Below are 24,792 nucleotides of genomic sequence, written 5' to 3'. Positions count from 1 at the left end.
GGCATCACCGGGTGAACGCCCATAGCGTTCACCCCCGTGTCTTCGTCCGTGTGGACACCGGAGGGCTGGTATGCGGCAAAGGGAACTGTTGCGGGAATTTGTGACGGCACCTCCACCGGTCGGGCTGGCCCGGCTGCGCGACGACATCGCTGCCGATCGCAGAGTGCTCGACAGTTTCTGCGATCATCCCGGAACATTGTTGCGGACCTATGGCGTGGACGCCGACCAGACGATTGCGCTTGGCGACCGCGAGAAGGCGATCATCCGGCTGTTCTTCGACCCTCAGGTGGTCGAGCTGCATAGCCGCGGGGAACTCGACCGGCTGCGCGAGTACATCCTTGCGCATCATCCTGAAGTCGGCATCGCCAACCCGACCGATCTCGCCGGGGCGTTTGCCTATGTCGACGTCGACGTGGCGATCATTGCCGAAGCCGTGGCAGTGGCGGTTGCGGTGACGGCGATCGCCGTCACCGGTTCCTTCAAGTCTGGAAGCACGGTTGGCAAGGCGATCGAGCCTCTCGCCGCGCGCATTTCGGTTCTGGAGAGCCGGTTGGCGAGCCTGTCGCGGCTGGAAGTCCGCCTCGCCGAACTGGATCGGCGAACACAGCAAGCCTCGGAGGCCGCCAATGCGAAAGGCCGCTAATTCGAAAGTGCTGCTGTGCGTGATGCCGTTCCTGCCGATCGAAAGGCCGGCGCTGGGCGTAAGCCTGTTTGCCGCGCGTCTGCGACAGCAAGGCATTGCATGCGACGTATTCTACGCCAATCACCGCTTTGCCGACCGCATCGGCTTTCCGCTCTATCAGCGGATCGCGCAAAGCGCTCCGACGCACGACCTGCCGGGGGAATGGGTGTTCAGCCGCGCACTTTGGAGACACGACGCGCTACCCGACGAGGCCTTCGATAGATATGCCAGGACCACGCCGGGCGATTACTACCCCAACGCCTTCCTGGGCCAGATCCGCTATGCACGGGAGCAGGCTCCCCAGTACATCGACGCTCTGGCGGAAACGATCGACCTTCAAGACGTCGACATTGTCGGTTTCTCGAGCACCTTTCAGCAGAACCTCGCGAGCCTTGCCATGGCCAAGGCGCTCAAGGCGCGCGCGCCAAACCTGCATGTCGTGTTCGGCGGCGCCAATTGCGAGGGTGAGATGGGGCTTGAACTGCATCGCAGCTTCAGCTTCATCGATGCGGTCTGCCGCGGCGAGTCCGATACGAGTTTTCCGCAGTTGATCGAGGCCGTTCGCAAAGGTTCGGACATGTCAACCATTGGCGGCCTCGTCTATCGTGGCGCGGGAGGCGAAACCGTCGAGAGCCTCGTGCCACAAGCTGCGGTCCGCTACATGGACAGCCTCCCCTTCCCCGATCACAGCGATTTCCTCGCCGCGTTCGAGCGGTCCACGGCGCCGCAATTCATCGAACCGGAGCTAACCATCGAAACCTCGCGCGGATGCTGGTGGGGCGAAAAGCACCACTGCACCTTTTGCGGCCTCAACGGCCTCGGTATCGGCTACCGAGCAAAGTCGGCGGACCGCGCGCTGGCCGAGTTCCGCCATCTGCGGGACAGCACGGGGATTCATACCTTTTTCGCAACCGACAACATTGTCGACATGCGCTACTTCGCGACGGTGTTTCCGTCCCTGGTGGAGGACGGCACCAAGCTGCAGCTGTTCTACGAGACCAAGGCAAACCTCAAGAAGGACCAGATCGGGGTTCTCAGACGCCTGGGAACGACCTGGATGCAGCCCGGAATCGAGCACCTGAACACGCATGTGCTCAAGCTCATGGACAAGGGCATTCGCGGCATCCAGAATGTGCAGACCTTGAAATGGGTCCGCCAGCACAAGATGCTGGTCACCTGGAACGTTCTCTGCGGCTTTCCTGGGGAACGGCCGGAGGACTATGAGGAAGCCATCCGTTTCATGCGGTCGATACGTCACCTGACCCCGCCGTCGTCCTTCGCTGCGTTTCGGCTGGACCGATTCTCGCCGATGTTCGACCGGCCGGACGATTTCGGGCTTTCCGACATCAAGCCATACCCATCCTATGACCTTTGCTACCCGGGCGTTTCACCAGGTGCACGGGCGCGCATCGCCTATTTCTTCACCTACCGCGGGACCACCGACGCGCAGACGCTGGAGGGGATCAATCGCGCCTGGCGCGAGGCGCAGGACTGGAAGCAGGAGCACCGGCACGCCGCGCTGAGCGCTATCGTCGGCACCGATCTGGTTACCATCATCGACCTGCGGCCGGATCACCCGGTTCGCCCTTACATATTGGTCGGGGACGATCGGCTCGTCTATCTCGGCCTCGACAGCATTCAATCCATTGCTTCTCTCACCGCCAATTTGCGCGGCGTTGCGCCCGATCGCGCATGGGACGAGGAAACCGTGGCCAAAACGGTGCAAGGCTTCATCCAAAACGACCTCGTTCTCCAGGAGGACGATCTCTACCTTGCGCTGGCGATCCAAGTTGCCGCCGACACGAGCCAGGATGCCGAGCACGTGGATATGGCGGCGCCATCGATGCGCTTTGCCCGACAAGACGAAGCGGCGGTGACCTGAGCCGGTGCAATGAAGCCAATCGATTTGCCTCTCATGGAGGGTTTCCAAATTTTGCTTCGCGGCGAACTCTTCGTCGAACAGGCGCGGCGGCGGGTAGCGTCGACCGTCGACGAATATCACTGGACCACGCACGCCGAGAAGGTTGGCGGACCCAAGCCTGTTCAAGAAGCGGCAGTCATTGAAATCGGTGACGACGGCAAGGTTGCGACCTATTCGCTGTTTTCATCCGGCGCCGTGCTTCACCGCGCCGTTTTCGGTCAGAACCGTGCGCTCCTGACCTTGCGCGACGGCAACGAGCATGAGTTGGCGCTGACTGTCGCACCCGACCTCGTGCTTCAACAGAATTTACTTCTTCAGCTTTCGCGCTGTCTTGCCGCGCTCGATCGCGATGAAGGTCCGCGCAAACTTCACTACTTTTCACCCGAAGCGCTGGCAGTGCGCGACTTCGACGTCGCGCCCGCCGGAGCGCTGGACTGGGAGACGTCGATCGGCATACGGCTCAACATGAGCGCCAGTGGCGCCCTGGTCTCCGCCGTGGGAATGGACGAGAAGGGAACGCTTATCGGGCGGGCGGGCACGCCGGTGTTCCACGCGGCGCCGATTGAGACCCTTCGCGGCGCCGAGGAAAGCATCGAACCACCACCGCCTCCCCCTGGCATCGACCGCGAAGAAGTTACGATCGAAAGCGAGGATATCACGCTGCACAGCCTGTTCGTGCACGGACGCAAACCCGCCGGGCCTAGTCCGGCCTGCCTGTTCCTGAATGGATCGGGCTCCATCACCCGCTGGGGCGGTGCGCCCGGCATGCGCCTGAAGACACTCGAGACGATGGATGCGCTCGCGCAAGTCGGCGTAGCCAGCCTGGCGATAGATGCGCGCGGAGCAGGCAAAACCGGATTCGGCAAGGCCGACCGCCCCTTGGGCGCGACGCGGCTGGCCGATGCCGCCGCCGCCTGGCGCTGGCTCGCCGCGCGCGCCGACATCGATGCCCTGCATCTTTTCGCAGCCGGTCATAGCCTGGGCGCCCTTGTGATCCTGCAGCTGTTGTCGACCGACCCGGCCCTGGCGCCGGCCGGCCTGATCCTGCTTGCCCCCCCGGGCAGGCCGTTGCGCGATATCCTGATGGAACAGAATGCACGCGAGAGCGCACGCCTGCACGTGTCGGAAGAAGAGGCCGGCAAGCGAGACGCGGCACTACGGCAGTGGCTCGACCGGGAAGCAAGGACAGATGGCGCGGAACTGCGGCTCGGGGGCCTGAGACCGCTCACCGATCCGGCCGTTCTCGAAACCGATCCACGCGCAGCGGTTGGAGCCGTCCGCTGTCCGATGCTGATCTTGCACGGCGACAAAGACATTCAGACATCGGCAGACCGTGATGCCAAAGCGCTGCACCGCGCCGCCCGCAGCCACAATGTCCGCTCCACATACAAGGAAATCCACAACGCCGACCATCTATTCCGGCTCGAGCCCGAAATGTCGACGCCGGAGCGTTACCGCCAGGATCTGCCACCGAACCCGGAGTATCTCGCAGCCGTTGCTGGGTGGATTGCCGGACTTGCTGCCAGTGCACCCAAACCGCGACGTTGACGCCGATTGCGTCACGCTTTGCCAAATACATTCTGGCGATGCGTTCGACGATATATAGCAATTATCGGCACCTGACCTCGGTCATGGCGCTTATAGAAAATTTTTTGCAGTATTTCTTTCTATAACAATTTTATTTTAATAATACAGATTAAAATAAATCTGTTGACGATGGGCGTTGCAAACTTTAAGTTGCTTGTGCGGCGCAGATGCGAGCCGCTAGAGCGTAGTGAAGCCGTCCGATTTGGAGGCCGATCAGGAGTCTGTTTGTCTTGGAAGCGACAGACGAGACCGTTCGGCAACGCTACCTCCGACTAGTTTTTTCGGGAGGGCCGGCATGGTCCGACGTAGAAGTCGCGCGTCCGACGAAGTCGCTTCCAAGCGACGTTCTGCGCCTGAGCCGTCAGAGGGCCCACGATCGCGGGAGCTCGCCATGAGTGCTGAAAATGCCTATTCGAACTACTGCCTGAAAGGGTTTGAGGTGGCGCAGCAATATGCAGCGCGCGCGCAGGAACTCTACGGCCGCAGCCGCCAGCAGCTGGAAGAGGCCGAAGTCCCGGCCCGTGATCAACTCCAACAAATCATGGCCTCGTGGCAGCGGGCGTTGAGCGAGGCAGGCAACGGGGACGACGCGCAACAGCGCGCCGCGTCTGCTTGGCTCGATCACGCGCGCCAGTACGGGCAAGCGATGAGCAAGCATCAGAACAGCGTCGGGCAGACCATGAAGGACTTGGGCGAGCAGTTGGCGTCCGCATACGACGAAGCTCAGCAAAAGGCACGCGCGAATTTTTCGGACTACCTGGCCGACCTGCAGACACTGGCGAGCGGCAAATCCGACGAATGACATTGCTCTGTTTGGGGTCGGCATATGACGGCAATCCCCATATCCGGCAACATAAGTGCCGAACGTCGTTCGCTGCTCGGCAAATTGCTTGGCTCGGCCGGACTGCAGCCCCCCGCGTCAGATGATCCGCTACTGTCGCCCCGCAGTCACCCTGGCCCGGCAGCGCTTTCCTGGGCCCAGCAGCGCCTGTGGTTCATGCAGCGCCTCGCGCCGGCAAGCCCTTTCTACAATGTGCCTCTGAACTTGCCCTTGCGCGGCCCTCTCAACGTGGCGGCGCTCAAGCGCGCCCTTGATCACGTGGTTTCACGCCATGCCGCCCTGCGCACTGTGTTCACTGACATTGCAGGCGAGCCGATGCAGCAGGTGATGCCACCCGGCCCGGTGCCGATGCCGCTGCTCGACCTTATGCATCTTGAGCCGAAGGAGCGCGAGAAGGCTGCGCGCCGCGAGGCCGGCGAACAGGCGCGGCTGACGTTTGATCTGCGGCATGGGCCCATGGTGCACGCGCGTTTGCTGCGACTGTCGATGCACGAACACTGGCTCCTGCTGACCCTGCATCACATCGCCTGTGACGGCTGGTCCATGCAGATCCTGCTGCGCGAACTGGCTGCCGCCTATGGGGCCTTCGTCGCCAACCGGCCCTCCCCGCTGCAACCCCTGGCGATCCAGTATGCCGATTTCGCCGAATGGCAGCGCCAGTACTTCAGCGGCGAACGGCTGGAGACGGAGCTGTCCTATTGGCGCCGGCAGCTCGCCGATCTGCCGCAATTGGCGCTGGTGCCGGACCGACCGCGTCCGGACGAGCCGAGCTTCGAAGGTGATTTCGAGGAGCTGAGCATCGGGGCTCCTGTGCTCGTTTTGTTGAAACGGGTGGCAAGCGAAGAAGGCGCTACCCTGTTCATGGTGCTGTTGGCAGGTCTTGCCGCGTTGCTGCAACGCTACACCGGCGACGAGGACATCGCGATCGGCGCCCCGATCGCCAATCGTACGCGGCCCGAGGTCGAGGCGCTGATCGGTTTTTTCGTCAATACACTCGTGTTTCGCATCGACGTCAGCGGCAGACCGACCTTCCGCGAACTGGTGCGCCGTGTGCGGCAGACCGCGCTCGATGCCTACACACATCAGGACATGCCCTTCGAGAAATTGGTCGAAGCGCTTCAGCCCGAGCGCCAGCCTAATCGCAATCCGTTGTTTCAAATCGGGCTGGTGCTTCAGAACGCATGGAACATCGATAGCGGCAGTGCACTGCCGGCTCAGGATTCGGTGGTCTCCATCGAACGCGGAACCTCCATTTTCGATATCGCATTCCACCTGCATGAGCATGCCGGCGGGATTTCCGGAGGCATGGAATACAGCACCGCGTTATTCGATCCCGAGACGGCCGCGCGCATGGTCGGGCATTTCTGCTTCTTGCTGAACTCGGCGGCGGCAGACCCCGACCAGCCGATCGATACGATCGCGATGCTCGACGGGGACGAGCGGAACCGGTTCCGGCACGCGTCCGAGGGCAAAGCGGTCGCCTTCGACGAGACGCCGCTCTGCAAGCAATTCGAGCGCTTCGCAGCGAACGCACCTGAGCGTATCGCACTTGCCGGCCCCGCGGGCACCTTCACATATGGGGCGCTTGACCAGCAGGCTGAAGAACTCGCCGCCGGACTTGAGGAGGCCGGCGTTCGGCCAGGCGAACCGGTATTGCTGCTGCTCGATCGCTCCCCTGCGGCCGTGGTCGCGATACTCGCCGCGCTGAAGGCAGGCGCGGCGTTCGTGCCTCTCGATATCGATCTCCCGATCGAGCGCTTGCGCTATATTGCCGAGGACACCGGGGCGCGCCACGTCCTCACCGAGCCTGCGGCGTGGGGCCGTGTCGAGGGCGCGCTGTCGTTGCTCGAATGCCGGCCACTCTTCGTCAGCGCGATGGCGCGCGACGGCACCACGGCCCCGCGTTCAACTGAGCGCGCATCAGGTGATGTGGCCTACATCATCTACACATCAGGCTCGACGGGCCAGCCGAAGGGCGTGGTCATCGGGCAGCGTGGACTGGCCAATGTTCTGGCGGCCCAACGACGACTGCTCGATACGACGGCGGAAAGCCGTGTGCTGCAGTTCGCCTCGCTCAGCTTCGATGCCGCCGTATTCGAACTCGGCCTCGCCCTCGGCGTCGGCGCCACGCTGGTGATCCCGGGACCAGAGCAACGCATGCCCGGTCCCGGGCTCGCCCGGCTGATCGACGAGGCGCGCGTCACCCACGCGGTGTTGCCGCCTTCCGCGCTGTTTGCGTTCGATGCATCGGGGTTGCGAACTCTCACCACGCTGATGGTGGCAGGCGAAGCTTGTCCGGCCTCGATAGTGGCACAATGGGCGCCCGGCAGGCACTTCTTCAACCTGTACGGTCCCACGGAAACGACCATCTGGGCGACATGGGAGCGATGCGAGGATTTTTCGCGCGCGCCGACCATCGGCGTGCCGATCGACAATATGCGGGCCTTCGTCCTCGATGCGCACGGAGAGCCGGTGCCGATCGGCGTCCCAGGTGAGCTCTGCCTGGAAGGGATCGGACTGGCTCGGCAATATCTTGGCAGGCCGCAACTGACGGCCGAGCGGTTCGTCGAGCTGCGACTGGGCAATGGCCCTGTCGAACGAATCTATCGTACTGGCGACCGGGTGCGATTGCTTGCCGACGGGCGCATCGACTTCATCGGCCGCATCGATCGCCAGATCAAGCTTCGCGGTCACCGGATCGAACTCGGCGAAGTCGAGGCGGCATTGCAATCGCATCCCGAGATCGCCGAGGCGGCGGTCGCAGTGCGCGAGGTCGGCACTGGAGATGCGCGTCTTGTCGCATATGTGGTGCAGCGCGACGACCCATGCGTACCTGACGCGCAGTTCGAGAGCGCAGCTTCCGGCGAGCAGGTGGAACACTGGCACCGCATCTACGATGAAACCTACGGTACGATCGCGGAAGCTACCGACCCGGCATTCGTCATCGATGGCTGGAACAGCAGCTACACGGGCCTGCCGCTAGACGAGCGGACGATGCGAGAGTGGTTGGCAAGCACGGTTGAACGATTGAATTCGCTCGCAGCCGAGCAAGCCCTCGAAATTGGCTGCGGCACCGGTTTGCTGGCTTTTCGCCTGGCACCCAAGGCCCGGCGCTACGTGGCAACCGACATCTCGCAAGGCGCGCTTGACCATATGGCCAAGCATGCGGCCGGCACCGGGATCAAGGGTATCGAGTTCCGTCGTTGCGCTGCGCACGAGGTCGCGGCCCAATCGATGGATGCGGTGGACCTGGTGATCCTCAATTCGGTCGTGCAGTACTTCCCGAGCGAACGCTACCTGATCGACGTGATAGGCGCCGCGTTGTCAACGCTGGGTACCCGCGGCACCGTATTCATCGGTGATGTGCGGAGCCTGGCGCTGCTGGAGTGTTTCGCAGCCTCTGTGGAGTTGTACCGGGCCGAGTCCGACCTGCCGCTGGCCACCTTGCAGGAACGTGTGGCGCGCCGCCTGGGGTTGGAACAAGAGCTGGCGGTCGATTCCGAATTTTTCCTCGCGCTGGCAGCGGATTTCCCCGGCATCCGGGCCGTTGAAATCCTGGCCAAACCGTGCCGTGCCGATAATGAGCTGACGCTTTTCCGATATGACGTCATGCTCCATGTCGGCTGGTCGCCCGAGGTTGTGGAGGCGGGGGACACCTGTGACTGGGCGAGCGTGGGCAGCGCCGAAGCGCTGCTGCGGACGTTGCGGGCACTTGACGGGAAAACCCTGCTGGTCGCCGACATTCCAGGCCGAACCGTCGCGGCGGAGATGCACGCCGCCGCGGAGGTCATGGGCAGCGATGGATCGCGCTGCGTCGGTGATCTGCGCTCGAACGCAGGACAGTTGACCGTGCAGGGGCTTGACGCGGACCAGTTGCTCGCGTGCGCGACCGAAGCCGGCTGCAAGGTCGAGCTTCATGTTGCGGGACGCCACGCGACCGGTCACATCGACGCCGTGTTCAGTCCGCTCGCAATGAATCGGACGGGCCGCGGGCCAATCCCGAGGCGCACTCTTGGAGGCGGCGCCGCGCATCGCCGGCGCTGGACCAACAACCCGCTGCAATCCGCCTTCGCGCGAAAGATGGTACCGCAGGTCCGCGCCTTCCTTGCCCAGCGTTTGCCGGCCTACATGATCCCGGCGCGCTTCCTGCTGCTTGACGCGCTGCCCATGACGGTTAGCGGCAAGATCGACCGCCACCGCCTGCCGAAGATAGACGGCATGCGGCCTGAACTCGGAGCTGAGTACGTTGCCCCATCGACGGCTGCCGAATTGCGGCTCGCCGCCATCTGGGGCGAAATATTGCGGCTTGAGCAGGTAGGCATCAACGACAATTTCTTTGAGCTCGGCGGTGACTCCATCCTCGGCATCCAGGTCGTCAGCCGCGCGCGTGAGGCGGGGCTGTCGATCGAGCCGAACGACATCTTCGTCCACAAGACACTGGCCCTGCTCGCTCGCGCCGCGAAGCCGACCGAATCCGTTGAAGAGGACGTTGATGAAGAAGAGGACGTTGGGGGGTTCGCCCGTCATATCAAGGCGGAGGACCTGGTCACGTTGATGTCGCGCCTCAACCGTGGGCAGGGGGGCCAAGATTGAATACGAACAGCGTTGACGTTGAAGACTTCTGGCCACTGGCGCCGCTCCAGGCGGCGATGCTGGTCGCCAGTCTGCGTGCGCCGGAAAGCGGCGTCTTCATCCAGCAGGAGGTGATGTCGCTGCCGGAGCCCGTCGATGCGCACGCGTTCCAGGCGGCGTGGCACGAACTGCTTCGGCGCACGCCTGCACTGCGCACATCCTTCCACTGGCAAGACCTTGAGCAGCCGGTGCAAGTTGTTCACCGTCACGTCGCGCTGGCTTTCGAACAGCTCGACTGGCGACATCTCGACGCGGCCGCCTTCGAAGCTCAGCTGGCAGGGTACCTGGGGGACAGCCGCCGGGCGGGCTTCGTGCTCGATCGTCCACCGTTGATGCGGCTGGCGCTGATCCGCGGCCGTGCCGGACAAGTGAGATTTGTCTGGCAGTTTCATCACATCCTGCTCGACGGATGGAGTGCGCAACTGCTGGCAGCGGAGATGATCGAACATTATCGCGCGCTGGTCCGCAACGCGCCCTACCAGCCTCCGGTGCGACGCTCGCTACGCCACTACATCGACTGGCTGGCCACGCGCGACCTCGAAGCAGCGCGCGAATATTGGGCCGACGTGCTTCGTGGCTACGACGAGCCGGTGGAGATCGGCCTGCCGCGGCCCCCTGGCCGAGCGGCTCTTGCAGATGCAGACAACGAGGTCAGCGGCAACCTCGATGCAGGGGAATCGGAGCGGCTCAGGGCGTTCGCACGCCAGCACGGCCTGACGTTGAACACCGTACTGCAGGGTGCGTGGGCTTTGCTGCTCGGCCACTATACGGACCGCGACGATGTGGTTTTCGGTGCCGTCGTTTCCGGGCGACCGCCTGAGGTTCCTGGCATCGAGCAGATGATCGGTCTCTTCATCAACGCGGTCCCGGTGCGGGTGCGCGTGGATCCGCAGGCAGCACTGGTGCCATGGCTCAAGGATTTGCAGAGTGCGCAGGCACGCGGCTCGGCTTTCCACCACCTCGACAGCGCCGAACTGCAACGCTGCTGCGAGATCGCCCCTGATCGACCTCTGTTCGACACGCTGGTGGTGTTCGAGAATTTCCCGCAAGCGGCGGCCAAGCTCGAATCCACGACCGGCGGCGTCGACTTGGCGCGTGCCAATGTGCCGCTCAGCTTGCTCGCTGTTCCGGGTGATCGGCTGCAGCTCAAACTGCGGTTCGACCGTAGCCGTTTCCATGGCGATGACATGGGAGCTCTTATCGAGCATCTGCTCAACCTGCTGCGGGGCATATGCGCTGCGCCCTTTGCAACTCTGGCGACCTTTTCGCCGCTCTCCGATGCTGAACGCCGGCGGCTGATCGAAGAACCAAACGTCGGCGATGCCGATGCATGCGTGGATCTGGACCCGCTCGAATTGTTGCGGGGTCTGGCGCGCGACAAAGGCACGGCTCCGGCCTTCATCGCCGACGATCGTGTGCTCGACTTCGACACGTTGGAGCGCGCGTCGTCGCGGCTCGCACGACGGTTACGCGACCTGGGTGTGGATCGCGGCGTGCCGGTCGCCGTGTCTGCACCCCGATCGTTGGAGCAAGTTGTGGCCTTCTACGCCGTGCTGAAGGCGCACGGCGTCTATCTGCCGCTCGATCCGGGCTATCCCAGGCACCGCCTGGAACAGATGCTGGCGGACGCCAAGCCGGCCGTGCTGCTGGCAACCGGCCCAACGCCGCCGGACGGACCGGCAACCGTGATCGACATCGGCGACGTCCTCGAACCCTGCAGCGACGATGCGGCAAACGACGGACCGGTCTGTTGGCGGCGCGACGACCCCGCCTATATCGTCTTCACATCAGGCTCGACGGGCCGGCCGAAAGGAGTGCTGGTTCAATGGGGCCAGGTGTCGAACCGGCTCGCATGGATGTGGCAGGCCTATCCCTTCGCCGCCAACGAAATGGCCTGTCAGCGTACCGCGATCAACTTTGTCGATTCGCTGTGGGAGCTGTTGGGCGCCACGCTGCAAGGTGTGCCGACCACGATCGTTTCCGAGCAGATCGCAACGGATGCTTCCGCGTTGATCCGCCTGCTGGCATCGCGCGGCGTCACAAGGCTGTGGCTGGTGCCGTCGCTGCTTAAGATGATGCTCGAGGCGCAACCGGACCTCGGGCGGCACTTGCCGCACCTGCTGTTCTGGGTTTGCACCGGCGAGCCGCTCCCGGCAGACCTCTACCACCAGTTCCGACGACACCATGCGGAGGCGACGCTCTACAATCTTTACGGGACTTCGGAAATCTGGGACGCCACTTGGTTCGATCCCGATCAAGAGCCTCCCGTGCTGGGCGTCGTCCCGATCGGTCGACCGATCACCGGCGTGCGTGCCTATGTGCTCGACAGCAAGCTGCGCCCCGTTCCGCTTGATGTGGCGGGCGAGCTGTACATTGGCGGCGCAGGTGTCGCGCTTGGATATCTCGGGCCCACCGAACTGACGCGCGAGCGCTTTGTGGGCGACCCTTTTGCAGGCAGCAAGGCGGCACGAATGTATCGCACCGGGGACCTGGCCCGGGTGCAGCGCGACGGCTTGATTGTCTGCCTCGGCCGGCGCGACCAGCAGATCAAGTTGCGTGGCTTCCGGATCGAACCGGCTGAAGTCGAGGCGGTTCTTCGCCAAGCCCCCGAAGTCAGCGATGCCATGGTTGTGCTGCGGGAGGATCGCCTGGTTGCCTATGTCGCTGCGCCCGCATCAAGCTTCGGTGCCCGGCGATTGTTGGCCGGGTTGCGGGAACGGCTTCCGCACGCGTTCCTGCCGGCAGTCATCGTGCGTTTCGACGCGCTGCCGCTGACGCCCAACGGCAAGCGCGACAGACTGGCGCTGCCGCCGCCGGGAGAGCTGCCGGATACTGGCGATGCCAATCCAGTGCTGCCATTTGAAAAGGAGGTCCAGGCGTGTTTCGCGCAGGTGCTGCAGCTGCATCTGGTGACGCTTGACGCAGACTTCTTCCTCGATCTCGGCGGGCATTCGCTGGCGGCCTTGCGCGTCAGTTCACGACTGTCACGCCAACTCGGAACCGATGTGCCGGCGGGAGCCGTGTTTGACCACCCGTCTGTCCGCCAGCTTGCCGGTTGGATCGCGGAGCGCCAGGCCGCGACACCGGAAGCCAGCGACGACGAGCTGTTGGAGCTGTTGACGTCGCTGCCGGCGGCCGAGCGCGAGGCGCTGCTCGCCTCGCGAGAACCAGCTGAATCGAGAGGGGCGCCTTGAACAGTCTGCAAAACCGTATCACCGCAATGACCCCGGAGCAGAAGCGCTCGCTGCGCGAGCACCTCATTCGGGTTCGGCCGGCGCAGGAAATTCCCGTCCAGCCGCGCGACGGGCGCGACTTCCCGCTTTCACACTCGCAAGATCGCCTGTGGTTCCTCGACCAACTCGTTCCGGGCAATCCATTCTACAATATCTCGATTGCGCAGAGGCTGCCGTTTGTCCCGCTCCAGCGTTACCTGGAAAAGGCACTGTCGACGGTAGTCGCCCGCCATGAGGCGCTGCGCACCGTGTTCCCGCTCGTCCGAGGGCAGCCGGTGCAGCGCATTCTGCCTGCAACGACCATGCGATGCGAGATCGACGACCTCAGCTGCGAGCCGGATCCGGAGGCGCGCGCCGCGCAGATTGCCTCGGCTGCCAGCCAGCAGCCTTTCGACCTTGCCGAAGGCCCGCTTCTGCATTGTCGGCTGTTGGAGCTTTCTGCCGGTGAATCACTGCTGCTGCTCGTGATCCATCACATCGTCGCCGACGGATGGTCGCTGGAGAAATTGCTGGCCGAAATCGGCCAGGTCTATTCCGAGCTGTTGACCGGCCGGCTTCCGTCCCTGCCACCATTGCCGGTGCAGTATGCCGACTTTGCCGTCTGGCAACGCGAGGCAATGTCCGGTGAACGGATGGCTCAGCACCGCAAATACTGGGTGCAGCGGCTGGAGGGCATGCAGCAACTCGAGCTGCCCACGGACCATCCTCGTCCCGCCCGGCCAAGTTATCGCGGGGCGCGCGCACCGATCACCATCGACGCAGCCGCAACCGCGGCCGCCGAAGCACTGGCGCGCCGCCTGCACACCACACGCTTCACCGTGCTGTTTGCCGCTTTTGCCGCGCTGCTGCACCGGCTCGCGGGACAGGACGAGGTGACCATCGGCACTCCGATGGCGGCGCGTCCCTATTCCGAGCTCGAAGACGTCGTCGGCTTTTTTGCCAACACCGTGGTTTTGCGGCTGGATTTCAGCGGCAGCTGCAGCTTCGAGGAAGCGGTGGAGCGTACGCATGCGCGGCTGCGTGAGGCGCAGAACCACCAGGACCTGCCCTTCTCCATGGTGGTGGCGGCCCTTGCGCCCGAACAGGATCTGTCGCGCAACCCGCTGTTTCAAGTTTCGTTCCAGGTGCTCTCTTCCAGCCAGGTGCGCAGGACGATCACGGATGCCGCGCCGGCGTTCAACTTCGCGCGTGGCACTTCTGCCTTCGACCTTACCCTGCAGCTTACCGAAACGGCATCGTGCCTGATCGGCGAACTGGAATACGCTACCGATCTCTTTCAGCAGGCGAGCGCCGAACGACTGGTGGAGCGCTTCCTGCGACTACTTTGCGCGGCACTGGCCGATCCCGAAGCGTCGGTGGCGGATCTGCCGCTGATGGATGCCGCCGAACTGCGTCAGTTGGAAGCCTGGTCGCGAGGCCCTGTGATGCCGTCGGCCGAAACCGACCTGTGCGGGCTGTTCGAAGCACAAGCGCGTCTGAGCCCGGACGCAGTCGCCTGCCAGGCACCCGACGGACGCCTCAGTTATGCGGAGCTCGACGGCGGCGCCAACAGTCTCGCTCATCAACTCATCGCACACGGCGTGGAGCCCGGCGATTGCGTCGGGGTCGCGATCGAGCCGTGCACGTACCTGCCGATGGCACTGCTCGCCGTGCTCAAGGCCGGCGCTGCCTATGTGCCTCTGGGGTCTGAATTGCCAGTTCAGCGCGCCCGCGATATGCTCGTCGATGCAGGGGCGACGGTGCTTCTTGTCTCCAAGGGCACGGAATCCGACTTGCAAACGGGGCTCACCTCGATCGCGGTGGATCGCGAACCACCGCAATCCGGCGTAACGCCCCCGAAGGTGCGGCGCGACGCCGAGAGCCCGGCCTACATATTGTTCACTTCCGGTTCCACCGGACGGCCCAAGGGCGTCTCGGTGCCGCATCGTGCATTGCTCAACTACCTCCGCTGGTGCATGAGCGTCTATCCGGTGAACGATGGCGAAGGGGCACCGCTGTGCACTTCGATCACCGCCGACATGTCGGTCACCACGCTTTTCGTGCCGCTCTTGTGCGGCAAGACCGTGTTCTTGCTGCCAGCCGGGGGCGGCCTCGAAGCGCTCGAGGAAGCGCTTCACTCGGGCCGGCGCTACAGCTTTGTCAAATTGACCCCAAGCCACCTCGAAGGTTTGCGCCAGCTTGCGGCAGGGCGGGCGCCCGCCTGCGCAACCGGCTGTTTCATCGTTGGGGGCGAAGCCTTGCACGGCGAGACGCTGGAGCCCTGGCGCACGCACATGCCGGGATTGCTGATCGTCAATGAGTACGGGCCAACAGAAACCACGGTTGGTTGCTGCGCGCATTTTCTGCGCGCCGGCGACATTCGACCGGGCCCGGTGCCGATTGGCCGTCCAATCGCCCTCACGCGGTTGAATGTGTGTAACGGGTCCGGTGCGCCGGTCCCGGTCGGGGTGGTTGGCGAACTGCGAATTGGCGGCGCCGGCGTTGCGCTGGGCTATGTCGGTCAGGCCGGTCTCACCGCGGAGCGTTTCGTACGCGGACCGGACGGAGCCCTGGTCTACCGTTCAGGAGACCGAGTGCGGCACCGTCGTGATGGCACGCTCGAATACCTCGGCCGCGCCGACAATCAGATCAAGTTGCGTGGCCACCGTGTCGAGCCAGATGAGGTGGAGGCTGCATTGCGCACACACCCGGCGGTGGCCGAAGCGGCCGTGGTGCTGCATCACGCCGGGCCGGGTGATGACCGGCTGCATGCGGCATTGCTGCTTGCGCCGGGGTGCGACCTCGATCAGGCCGACTTGACCGGGACTTTTCGCAACCATCTCCAGGATAAACTGCCGCCGTTCATGATCCCGAGCGCCTTCAAGGTCGTCGAAGAGATCCCGCTCACCGCCAATGGCAAGGCAGACCGCGATCGTATCGCCGGGATGCTTGCCGGCGCCGCCCCGAGGCAGCGGCGGCACGCGACTCCGCAAACCGCCCTTGAAACATTGCTCGTCAGGTGCTTCTGCGACGTGTTGAAGGTCCCGGAAGCCGGCGCGACCGACGATTTCTTTGCCGATCTCGGAGGCCACTCGCTATTGGCTACGCGACTGGTTTCGCAACTGCGAGAGCTGCTGCAGATCGAGATTCCGCTGCGTCGAGTGTTCGAGGCCCGATGCGCACGCGAGCTTGCACGCGCGATTGCCCCTGACGATTCGGCGCGGCAGCGGTTGGAAGCGGCCGCAGCCATCGTGCTCCAGGTGCTTGAAATGAGCGATGCCGATGTACGCCAACAATTGCATGAGCAAGGAGATGGCGCATGCGTGTGATGCTAGATGTGTTCTCCGGTCGTCCCAACCCGACATGGCAGGTGCCGCCGGCTTTGGCCCAACATTTCAGGCAGCTGATGTCGCGCCAGGGAGGGCCGGCTTCTGCCACCCCGATGCCGGCGCTTGGCTATCGCGGCCTGCTTGTCGGGAGTGGTCCGGAAGACGCCGACGCGCCCGCAGCCTTTTATGTCGGCGTGCCACCGCCTGCGACAGTGGAGACCAGGGAGGAGCTCGTCTCCGCACGACGGGCGCCGCTGCCGGATTACGAGCGCGAGGCCGTTTTGGCGCTGTTGGAAAGCGCCCGACCGATCGTTGCGCGTACAGTGATCGATGAAGCAGCGCGCTGCGTCGAATGGCGGGGCGACGGGGTGGCACCACGTGCTGGCCGCAGCGCCGCGCTACGCGCCAGCCACGCGGACGCGGCCACAGCTGCCGAACAGCCGGAGGTCGGCCCGCCCTGTGAGCCGATCCTCGCCGCTTATAGCCCCTGGTTCTGGAACACAGCTTCCGTGCGCCTTCGCAACAATTGCTACAATTATGCCAGCAACTATGTTTCCAATTTCGTGGCGCAGCCCGGACGCAGGGTTGGCCGCCAGTATGACGAGTTCAGCTGCGAGGCGGTTGCGCGAGCTGCAATCGCCGATGGGTTCAGGGCCAACTGCGACGGCCCGGCGCGGCTGGCGGCGCTGGCTGTTTGGCCGGGACACGATTTCCATTGGTACCGCTCGCATGGCGCCTTCTGGGCCCACAAGCTGGGCATCTACAGTGCCCGCAATGTCGACAACCAGGGCCGCGTCATTGCCGGCGCACTGACGCCGGCGACGTGCGACCGCGGCCCCTACACACAATTTTGCAGCTATCTGTTCGTACCGCCGGGAGTGGAGGTCTTGTAGTGCGCGTGGTGTTGGACATGTTCTCTGGAAGGCCGAATCCTACGTTCGGGCTGGCACCCAATGAGGCCGCGGAACTGGCCGCCCGGGCGCGGGCGTTGTCGGTTCCAAGCGTCGCGCCGCCCGGGCCTCAGGCGGGCTGGCGCGGGTTCGTCGTCCTGGGCGACGGCCTGCCCGGTTCTGAACCGATCTTACTGCGGGTCAAGGAGAAGGTGGTCGAGATGCAAGGTGGCGCCTGGCAGGACAGCACCGGTATCGAGGCGTTGCTTGAGACGTCTGCGCGACGTCATGGCTATGGCGCGTTACTGGATGAAGCGCGCAAACGGACCAACTCTGGAGCTGTATCATGAACCCGGAGCAACAATCGCCTTGGCAATGGACCCATGACGGTCCCCAACTCGACTTCGCCCGCGCTTTCGCACGCTTTCGCGGCGTCCTCGAATCCGCCTGGACATCGCCAGAGGATGGCGCGGCCGTTGCCGAGACCTTCGCCCGCTGCGCCGAGGCGATGCAGGAGCCGCTCCAGGCCCCCGAGGCGGCGGAACGCATAGCTCAGTCATTTGCCACCTATCACGAGGCGCTGCGTGCGGCGACACTGACGCCGGAAGCGCGAAGGATGGTGCGGGAGGCACTGCACGAATACGTGGCCGACCTCATCAAGGCTTGGGCTGCGGTCCCGCCTGACAATTTGGCGGCTGCGGATCTTGTGGCGATCGCGCAAAGCATGAGCTGGATCGCCAATGTGGCGGTCGACATCGAAAATGCCTGAGCCGCCGGACGTCGGCAAGGTCGACTTGTGGCTGCTCGACGTGCGGCCGTGCATTGCGGCAGAAGCCGATGCGCTGGAGCTGCTCGACGATGAAGAACGCGGGCGCGCGGTGCGGCTGCGTTGCCCCCGGGCGCGGGCACAATTCGTGCGCACGCGAGCGGGATTGCGTCGCATCCTGGCGAGTTACCTGGCGGTGCAGCCACAGTCCGTCCCCTTTGCGTATGGCGCTCACGGCAAGCCTCGGTTGCCGTGCGAACGGTTGCGCTTCAATGTTTCGCATGCGGGTGGGGCGGCGCTTCTCGCATTTGCATCTGAGTGCGAGGTCGGCGTCGATCTGGAACGCATCGAGACCATCGATGCCGCCGAAATCCTGACGACATGGGCATCGCCACGCGACTATGCCGCCTGGAGAGCCTCCTCCCCCGGCGACCGCCTGGCCGCCCTCTACCGCGGCTGGGTGCGCAAGGAGGCGATACTCAAGGCGTGGGGTTGCGGATTTTCCGTGGCGCCTCAAGAGCTTGACGTACCCATGAGTGCGAGGGCCGGGGAACATATCGTCGTCGGTGCGGCCTTGCACCGTCCCAACTGCCGAGTTCTCGATGTGCCGGTAGGCAGTTCCTGGACTGCGGCGCTCGCAGTCGAAGGCGGGGCACCTTGTACGGCCTCGTTCATGGTCCAGCCTGCGTAAGACCGACCCGGCTGTCTCGAAAGATGCCCAGCAATTTGGTTCTGGAGAACAGCTTTCCTTGACGGGAGCGGCTAAGCGACCAATGTACGGAGGCCTTCTTGTCTGCAGGAACTTTTGCTTATGACCGCCTCGATCTACGATATTCCGTTCAGCCGCGCCGACGGCTCAACAACAAGCCTTCGTGCATATGCCGACAGCGTCCTTTTGATCGTCAACGTCGCCTCCAAATGCGGCTACACCAACCAGTATGATGGGCTGGAGGCGCTCTACGGGTCGTACCACGAGCGTGGCCTGGCGGTGCTCGGCTTTCCGGCCAATGACTTCGCCGGCCAGGAACCGGGCACCGACGCCGAAATCCAGGACTTCTGCCGGCTGACCTATGGTGTCGAATTCCCTGTGTTCGCCAAGATCGTGGTCAAGGGACCACAGAAGCATCCGCTCTATCAAGCGTTGATCGAGGCGCTGCCGAAGGCTGTCTTCCAACCGGGTAGCAAACTGGCTGCCCGGATGGCCGGGAAAGGTGCCGCTCCCGGACCCGACGAGGTGAGTTGGAACTTCGAGAAGTTTCTGGTCGACCGCAAGGGGAACGTTGTCGCCCGCTTTGGCTCCGACATCGAGCCGCAGGACGAGGCGATCGTCGGCCCTCTCCGCAAGCTCCTGGCGGTGTGACGCGAGATACAGCCTGCTGGGTGCGGCCCTTCCATGGCTGCGTGCTGCAAGGTTTTTGGCACCGCTGCGTTGCAGCTTCAGTGGTAATGCCACCCATCTAACGCGAGGAGAGTAGGCCATGGATCTGCAACTGGACGGAAAACGCGCCCTGGTCACCGGCGGCAGCAAGGGAATTGGTCGTGCCATCGCCCGGCAGTTGGCCCTGGAAGGCGTCGATCTCGTCATCGCCGCACGCAACGTTGCCGATGTGGACATTGCCGCGCGCGAACTGGCTGCGGAGACCGGACGCAAGATCGTCGGACTGACCGTCGACACACAGGACGACAGCTCGGTCAGAGCGCTGGTGGCCGCAACGGTCGCGGCGCTCGGCGGCCTCGACATTCTGGTCAACGCCGCGGCCAAACCGGGCGGGCAGGCACCGCCGCCGAAACTGGCCGAGATCACCGACGACCTGTTCTGGGATGACGTGAACGTCAAGGTGATGGGCTATCTTCGCATGGCGCGCGAGGCTGCTCCTCACATGGCTGCCGCAGGCTGGGGCCGAATTATCAACATAAGCGGCCTCGCAGCGCGCCAGACCGGCTCGATCATCGGCTCGATCCGCAATGTTGCCGTCTCTGCCCTGACCAAGAACCTTGCCGACGAATTGGGCCCCAAGGGGATCAACGTGACGGTGGTCCATCCTGGCCTGACCCGCACCGAAAAGACCGCTCCCCTGGTCGCCGCTCGCGCGGCTTCGGCAGGCGTTTCGCCCGAGGAGATCGAACAGCGTCTTGCCGCTGATGTCACGATCGGTCGCCTCGTCGATATGGCCGAGATCGCCAACGTCGTTGCATTCCTCGCTTCGCCGCGAAGCGTTGCCATCAACGGCGACGCGATCGCATGCGGCGGCGGGGTCAAGGGGCCGATACACTATTAGCCGGCAACGGCCGGCGGCTGTTGCAGTCGGCTACTTGTGCATCAAAAATTCTCCACCCAAGGCCGCAATTCAATCTCCCACGTCCAGGCGCTTCGATGCTGCTGATGGATCGCGAGATAGGCTTCGGCGATCGCGTCCGGCGAAAGCCAACGGTCGGGCGGGGTCGAGTCTGGCGACCGCCCCGGGTCACTGGATGCTATGCCGCCATCGATGACGAAATGCGCCACATGGATGTTCTTTGGCGCAAGCTCGCGCGCCATCGACTGCGCCAGCCCACGCAGACCAAACTTCGGCATTGCGAAACCGGCGGAATTGGCAAAGCCCTTGACGCTGGCCGTGGCTCCCGTGAACAGGATCGATCCGGCGCCCGCGGCCTGCAACCGACGTGCTGCTTGCTGACCGAACAGAAAGCCGCCATAGGCACCCACGAGCAGTGCTCTTTTCACCTCCTCCGGATCGAGATCGGCAATGCCGCCGCGCACGCGGCCGGCCGCATTGAAGATCGCAAGCGAGAGCGGGCCGATGCCATCCACCGCACGGAACAGGTTTTCCACCGATGCCGGGTCCGACACGTCGGTTGAGATCACCTCGGCCCCGGTCTCGGTGGCAAGCGCGTCGAGCTTCGCAACATTGCGCGCCGCCAGCACCAGCTTGAATCCTTGGCGGCTGAATACCCTCGCCAACGAGGCGCCAAGGCCGGATCCCACGCCTGCGATAACGGCAACTTTGCTTGTCATGGTTTTCTCCGGGGTTGCGCCTTTGTGATGGGGATAAGCCCTCAGTCAGGCAGATGAATAGCTCGCTGGTTGTAAAGGATCTTGCGGATGTGGGCCTGTTCCTCCGGCGTAAGCTTGCTCTGGTCGGTTGACAGGTCGGCGCCCACCGCCAGGCCACGCTGCACGCCCGGGCGGGCGCCGACCTCCTCGAACCAGCGTTTGAAATGCCTGAACTCATTGATGTCCTGGCCCTGTGCCTGCCAGTTGACGGTCCAAGGATAGCTGATGATATCGGCGATGGTGAAGTCTTCACCTGCAAGGTAGCGGCGATCGCGAAGTCGCATATTGAGGACGCCGTAGAGCCGGTTTGCTTCGTCGGTGAAGCGGCGCACCGCATAGGACTGGTCGCCTTCCCTGTCGCCCAGCCTGCGGAAATGACCCGCTTCGCCCAGCTTCGGCCCCTGGTTGGCCATCTGCCATATCACCCACTGCGCGACATCGTACTTGGTGCGCAGGTCCTGCGGCCAGAGCTTGCCGGTCTTCTCCGCAAGATAGAACAGGATCGCGCCGGACTCGAACACGCCGATGGGCGCGCCGCCGCCTTTCGGTTCGTTATCGACGATGGCCGGCATGCGGTGGTTGGGATTGAGCTTTAGGTATTCAGGCGTGAACTGGTCACCATGTGAGATGTCCACAGGCTTCAGTGCGTAAGGCGTGCCTGTCTCTTCCAGGAAGATCGAGATTTTTTTTCCGTTGGGCGTCGGCCAGTAATAGAGATCGATCATGCTGCGTCCTGCCTGCACTGTTGGGGAAGCGGCATCAGCTTCGCGCCATTCGCTCATGAAGCAAGCTAGACGAAATCGGGTTCCGGTTCACGAAGCGACGATCTACGGATGCACGATTTTGAGGAAAAATTGTCTGTACGAGGACGGAGGCTGAGCAAGCGTCAGGACGCGCTTGACCGTGGCCCGCGGGCAGCTACGGCACCAGCGCCGCCTAAGCTGGAATAAACACCGTCAGCCTGATGCCGGATATGGACAGTTTGCTTACGTTAGCCGTGCTCGCGTGGTGCGCGGCGTGGCCAGGAGCAGGCTCGTTTCGCTGCCCGTTATGCCGGCAATCAATCGGATGCGCCGTAGCACAGCATCGAAATCTGTCAGTGATGCCGTCCCGAGTTCGACCACCAGATCCCACCGGCCATTGGTGGTGTGGATGGTCGAGACTTCCGGGAAGCCGCCCAGCGCCCGGACCACGCGGTCGGCGGCATGGCCCTCGATCTCGATGAGCATGATACCGCGGATGCGCTGATCGACAGCGTCGGCGCGCAGCACCACCGTGTACCCGATGATGTCGCCGGACCGTTCCAGGCGCTCCATACGCGCCCTGACCGTGGCGCGCGAGACGCCCAGATCGACGGCGAGATCCGACACGCTGCGCCGCGCGTCATGCCGCAGCAAGGTTACGAGCCGTTCGTCCAGTGTATCCATCAGCTTACCATTTTGACCAGTTCTGCTGCCAATACGATAAACAATGCATTTCGAATTGCCAATTCTGCCTGTTCATATCGCCGGCTCGCCATGGTTCTCTCGCGGCATTCGAACTTGGCCGTGGGAAAAACAATGCGTTGCAAAATCGTCGGGGCACCGGTGCAGGACGGCGCTGGCAGAATGGGCTGCGAAATGGGGCCGAGCGCCCTGAGGACCGCCGGACTTGTTGAAGTGCTGTCCGGCCTCGGCCACGCTGTCGAGGATATGGGCGCCGTACAGGCGATGCCGGCGAGACGCATTTCGCATGGCAATCTGGCGCTGAAGGCCCTGCCCGAAATATCGGCCTGGACATCCGCCATTGCCGCGGCCGCCTATGCGGCGAGCGAGGACGCCATGCCGATCTTTCTCGGCGGCGACCACTCGATCTCGGCCGGGACCGTGTCGGGTCTCGCCCGCCGCGCCGCTGAGACCGGGCGGCCGCTGTTCGTGCTGTGGCTCGACGCGCACCCGGACTTCCACACGCTCGACACCACCGCCAGCGGCAATCTGCACGGCGTTCCGCTCGCTTACGCCAGCGGCCAGCCGGGTTTCCACGGCTATTTTCCGGATCTACCGGCAGCGGTCGATCCCAAGCGTATCTGCACAATGGGCCTGCGCAGTGTCGACCCGGCCGAGCGCAGCGCGCTCAACCAGGCGGGCGTGACCGTGCACGACATGCGCGCCATAGACGAGCATGGCATCGCGCCGCTGCTGCGCGCCTTCCTGGCGCGGGTGTCCGATGAAAACGGGCTGCTGCATGTCAGTCTCGACGTTGATTTCCTCGACCCGTCGATCGCGCCCGCAGTCGGCACCACGGTTCCCGGAGGCGCGACGTTCCGTGAGGCGCATCTGGTGATGGAGATGCTGTCCGACAGCGGCCTCGTCTCCAGCCTGGACCTGGTCGAGCTGAATCCTTTTCTGGACGAGCGTGGCCGCACCGCAACGCTGATGGTCGACTTGACGGCGAGCCTGATGGGCCGCCGCATCATGGACCGGCCGACCCGCAGCCATTCCGGGAGCTTTTGATCATGACCACGGCAAAGCTGAACATCGTCCCCTTCGTCAGCGTCGACCGCATGATGAAGCTGGTTAATGTCATCGGTGTCGAGCGCTTCCTGACCGAACTCGCTGGCTACATCGAGGAAGACTTCCGTCGCTGGGACCTGTTCGACAAGACGCCGCGCATCGCCTCGCATAGCCATGACGGCGTCATCGAGCTGATGCCGACAAGCGATGGTCGCCTCTATGGCTTCAAATATGTCAACGGCCATCCGAAGAACATGCGCCAGGGTCTGCAGACGGTCACGGCCTTCGGCGTACTCGCCGATGTCGGCAGCGGCTATCCGATGCTGCTCACGGAAATGACCATCCTGACTGCCCTGCGCACCGCCGCCACGTCCGCTGTCGCAGCCAAGTATCTGGCACCGAGCGGCGCGCGCACCATGGCCATCATCGGCAATGGCGCGCAGTCGGAATTCCAGGCGATCGCCTTCAAGGCGCTGACCGGCGTCGACCGGCTGAGGCTCTACGACATCGACCGCTCCGCCTCGCGCAAATGCGCCAAGAACCTGGCTGGCATGGGATTTGACATCACCATCTGCGAAACCGGACAGGAAGCGGTCGAAGGTGCCGGGATCATCACGACCGTTACCGCAGACAAGCAGTGCGCCACCATTCTCACCGACAACATGGTCGGCTCCGGCGTCCACATCAACGCCGTCGGCGGCGACTGCCCCGGCAAGACCGAACTGCACAGGGACATCCTGCTGCGCTCGGACATCTTCGTCGAATTCCCGCCCCAGACACGCATCGAGGGCGAGATCCAGCAGCTGGATCCCGACCATCCGGTGACCGAGCTCTGGCAGGTGATCGCCGCCAAGACCCAAGGCCGCCGAGACGCCAAGCAGATCACCCTGTTCGATTCCGTCGGCTTCGCGATCGAGGATTTTTCCGCGCTACGCTATGTGCGTGACCAGTTGCAGGCGACTGGCCTCTATGAGGAACTCGACCTGCTCGCTGATCCGGATGAACCACGCGACTTGTTCGGCATGCTGCTAAGAGCAGCCATGCAGCCGGCAGCATAAACAAGGCTCATCTCGAGAACAGCAGGTCTCTGCCTTGCCAGCCGAGCCAGATTTCCTTTTACGTTTGAACAGAAGTTTAGACGCTCAGGGAAATGGATCGAAGGTGCGCAAAAGACAGTTCTTTACGATCCGTTAACCGCGTCGATACTTTGGCGCAAATTTCCGTTACGGAAGCCAAAAACCAGGTGCATTGGTCGCCAATCCGTTTTAGTTTACATTCTATAAATGCGTTATTCGGCGAAGTTGACTTTGAGTTAGCCACGCTTTTTATGGCCGTTCCTCGCTGTAACGATCCAATACAAAATTGATCTTGCAAAGATATTGCCT

18 protein-coding genes are annotated in these 24,792 nt (G+C 63.5%); 15 read left to right on the top strand and 3 right to left on the bottom strand.

The window, feature by feature from the left end; all coding sequences use genetic code 11:
• The first annotated feature begins 70 nt into the window (after positions 1-70).
• The 13 genes from AC1D08_RS25405 (at position 71) to AC1D08_RS25345 (ending at position 20,139) form a co-directional block, all read left to right on the top strand.
• On the top strand, positions 71-643 hold the full coding sequence (locus AC1D08_RS25405; protein ID WP_457152877.1) for a hypothetical protein: 573 nt from the start codon (positions 71-73) through the stop codon (positions 641-643).
• Positions 627-2,564, top strand: coding sequence for a RiPP maturation radical SAM C-methyltransferase (locus AC1D08_RS25400; protein ID WP_477225663.1), 1,938 nt, complete (start codon positions 627-629; stop codon positions 2,562-2,564). The genes AC1D08_RS25405 and AC1D08_RS25400 overlap by 17 nt, the downstream gene beginning before the upstream one ends.
• Positions 2,565-2,573: 9 nt before the next feature.
• Positions 2,574-4,151 (top strand): alpha/beta hydrolase family protein, encoded by a 1,578-nt coding sequence (locus tag AC1D08_RS25395; protein ID WP_457155044.1) that lies wholly within the window; start codon positions 2,574-2,576, stop codon positions 4,149-4,151.
• 430 nt (positions 4,152-4,581) lie between these two features.
• Positions 4,582-4,992, top strand: coding sequence for a hypothetical protein (locus AC1D08_RS25390; protein WP_477424327.1), 411 nt, complete (start codon positions 4,582-4,584; stop codon positions 4,990-4,992).
• A gap of 24 nt (positions 4,993-5,016) precedes the next feature.
• Positions 5,017-9,624: a non-ribosomal peptide synthetase gene (locus tag AC1D08_RS25385; protein WP_477424325.1), complete on the top strand. Its 4,608-nt coding sequence runs from the start codon at positions 5,017-5,019 to the stop codon at positions 9,622-9,624.
• Positions 9,621-12,857 (top strand): amino acid adenylation domain-containing protein, encoded by a 3,237-nt coding sequence (locus AC1D08_RS25380; RefSeq protein ID WP_457151203.1) that lies wholly within the window; start codon positions 9,621-9,623, stop codon positions 12,855-12,857. Before AC1D08_RS25385 ends, AC1D08_RS25380 begins: the two co-directional genes overlap by 4 nt.
• The gene (locus AC1D08_RS25375; RefSeq protein ID WP_457151204.1) at positions 12,854-16,204 is read left to right on the top strand and encodes an amino acid adenylation domain-containing protein; all 3,351 of its coding nucleotides are present in this window, start codon (positions 12,854-12,856) and stop codon (positions 16,202-16,204) included. The genes AC1D08_RS25380 and AC1D08_RS25375 overlap by 4 nt, the downstream gene beginning before the upstream one ends.
• Entirely contained in the window at positions 16,195-17,097 is a 903-nt protein-coding gene (locus tag AC1D08_RS25370; RefSeq protein WP_457151205.1) for a hypothetical protein, read from the top strand. The genes AC1D08_RS25375 and AC1D08_RS25370 overlap by 10 nt, the downstream gene beginning before the upstream one ends.
• Positions 17,097-17,444 carry a hypothetical protein gene (locus AC1D08_RS25365; protein WP_457151206.1) on the top strand — a complete coding sequence of 116 codons (348 nt, stop codon included), beginning with the start codon at positions 17,097-17,099 and terminating at the stop codon, positions 17,442-17,444. Before AC1D08_RS25370 ends, AC1D08_RS25365 begins: the two co-directional genes overlap by 1 nt.
• Complete coding sequence (locus AC1D08_RS25360; protein WP_457151207.1) at positions 17,441-17,863, top strand: hypothetical protein; 423 nt, start codon at positions 17,441-17,443, stop codon at positions 17,861-17,863. Before AC1D08_RS25365 ends, AC1D08_RS25360 begins: the two co-directional genes overlap by 4 nt.
• Positions 17,856-18,551 (top strand): 4'-phosphopantetheinyl transferase family protein, encoded by a 696-nt coding sequence (locus tag AC1D08_RS25355; RefSeq protein WP_457151208.1) that lies wholly within the window; start codon positions 17,856-17,858, stop codon positions 18,549-18,551. Before AC1D08_RS25360 ends, AC1D08_RS25355 begins: the two co-directional genes overlap by 8 nt.
• Before the next feature lie 120 nt (positions 18,552-18,671).
• Entirely contained in the window at positions 18,672-19,220 is a 549-nt protein-coding gene (locus AC1D08_RS25350; RefSeq protein ID WP_457151209.1) for a glutathione peroxidase, read from the top strand.
• 118 nt (positions 19,221-19,338) lie between these two features.
• Entirely contained in the window at positions 19,339-20,139 is an 801-nt protein-coding gene (locus AC1D08_RS25345; RefSeq protein ID WP_457151210.1) for an SDR family oxidoreductase, read from the top strand.
• A gap of 41 nt (positions 20,140-20,180) precedes the next feature.
• Here AC1D08_RS25345 and AC1D08_RS25340 read toward each other — a convergent pair whose 3' ends face one another.
• The 3 genes from AC1D08_RS25340 to AC1D08_RS25330 all read right to left on the bottom strand — a co-directional run bounded on the left by AC1D08_RS25340 (position 20,181) and on the right by AC1D08_RS25330 (position 22,342).
• Positions 20,181-20,876, bottom strand: coding sequence for an SDR family NAD(P)-dependent oxidoreductase (locus tag AC1D08_RS25340; RefSeq protein WP_457151211.1), 696 nt, complete (start codon positions 20,874-20,876; stop codon positions 20,181-20,183).
• A gap of 41 nt (positions 20,877-20,917) precedes the next feature.
• The gene (locus AC1D08_RS25335) at positions 20,918-21,640 is read right to left on the bottom strand and encodes a glutathione binding-like protein (protein WP_457151212.1); all 723 of its coding nucleotides are present in this window, start codon (positions 21,638-21,640) and stop codon (positions 20,918-20,920) included.
• A gap of 261 nt (positions 21,641-21,901) precedes the next feature.
• Complete coding sequence (locus AC1D08_RS25330) at positions 21,902-22,342, bottom strand: Lrp/AsnC family transcriptional regulator (protein ID WP_095080404.1); 441 nt, start codon at positions 22,340-22,342, stop codon at positions 21,902-21,904.
• Positions 22,343-22,474: 132 nt separating this feature from the next.
• Between AC1D08_RS25330 and rocF the strand changes: the two genes are divergently transcribed.
• Both rocF and AC1D08_RS25320 read left to right on the top strand, forming a co-directional pair.
• Positions 22,475-23,407: an arginase gene (gene rocF, locus AC1D08_RS25325; protein WP_457151213.1), complete on the top strand. Its 933-nt coding sequence runs from the start codon at positions 22,475-22,477 to the stop codon at positions 23,405-23,407.
• A 2-nt stretch (positions 23,408-23,409) separates the two neighbouring features.
• A complete protein-coding gene (locus tag AC1D08_RS25320) occupies positions 23,410-24,465 on the top strand; it encodes an ornithine cyclodeaminase (RefSeq protein WP_457151214.1) in 1,056 nt (351 codons plus the stop codon).
• Positions 24,466-24,792: the final 327 nt, after the last annotated feature.

Source organism: Mesorhizobium sp. P2_E6, from assembly GCF_056403835.1.
The sequence above is the reverse complement of the archived record's forward strand: the minus strand, read 5'-3'. Positions and strand labels throughout refer to the sequence as shown.